This is a genomic window from Clostridium sp. LS (assembly GCF_002760435.1).
Lineage (GTDB): Bacteria > Bacillota > Clostridia > Clostridiales > Clostridiaceae > Clostridium.
In genome coordinates this window covers 1-955 of record NZ_AUUU01000211.1, presented here as the reverse complement: position 1 = coordinate 955, position 955 = coordinate 1, and the positions used below count along the sequence as shown (strand labels likewise).

Here is a 955-nt window from a genome sequence, read left to right as displayed (position 1 = left end):
TTCGGGTAATCTTTTTCCTATTACTCTAAATTCTTCTCTATCATTTTGTTTCATCCCAACATATAAATAAGTATCTATAATACCGTTCGATTTCTTTAAGAAATCTATTATTTCAATTTTTTCAAAAGTTCCTTTTTTATAATTTTCTTTATAAAGTGCAGTATTATATTTAATTTTACTAAGAAAAAATGCAGATTTCTTTTCAAGCATTTTAAAACATTTCTTATCGAAATATCCTAAATCCACTAGTAGAAGTTCATTAGTGCTAATTTTATCCACTAAAGTTTTCATATATGAATTATCATTTGCTGTTCCATCTTCAAATTCAAATGTTTCAAGCTGCTTACTTTTGAAACTATATACTGTTTGTATCTTCATTTCAGATGCAGACTTATCTTCTGAAAAACCTTTATAAGAATCTCTTAGTGAGTCATTTAGCTGAATTAAGCTACTATCACAAATTTTTATATCATTGAATACTTTAAATATTTTAATATGATTGTGCTTAACAGTCTTAATTATTTTATCTTCAATAATATTTGTAAGAATACTTTTTAAAAAGTTTGAACCTGACTTTAGTTTATTTTCTATAGCTTGCCTAGATACTTTCAAATTAGGATTTATATCTTCACAGAAATTTGCTATATTTCTTAATGATGGATTCTCAAGACTATAAATTCCAAAAGTAAATGCTTTAAAAAATGTAAATCCATCCAGTTTACTATTCCTTTGTGTAAATCCAGTAGTTACGGCGGTTTTTGTTATTAATCTTTTTGAAAAAAGATTAATAATTTTTTTAATTTTATCCATACTATTTAATGAATTTAAATCAATTTTCATTAAAAGTCATTCCTTTCTTTTTTGTGTTTACTATTAGGAATGACTTTTTTTATTATTTTTATAACTGTAAACATATGCTTTTACTGTTAAAATACTCATTAACTTTACGCGCATG

1 protein-coding gene is annotated in these 955 nt (G+C 24.1%); it reads right to left on the bottom strand.

Going from position 1 to position 955, the window contains the following annotated elements:
• Nucleotides 1-840: IS4 family transposase (locus COL3_RS26475; protein ID WP_143327580.1), on the bottom strand; the 840-nt coding region annotated here is incomplete at its 3' end.
• Between the last annotated feature and the right edge of the window lie 115 nt (nucleotides 841-955).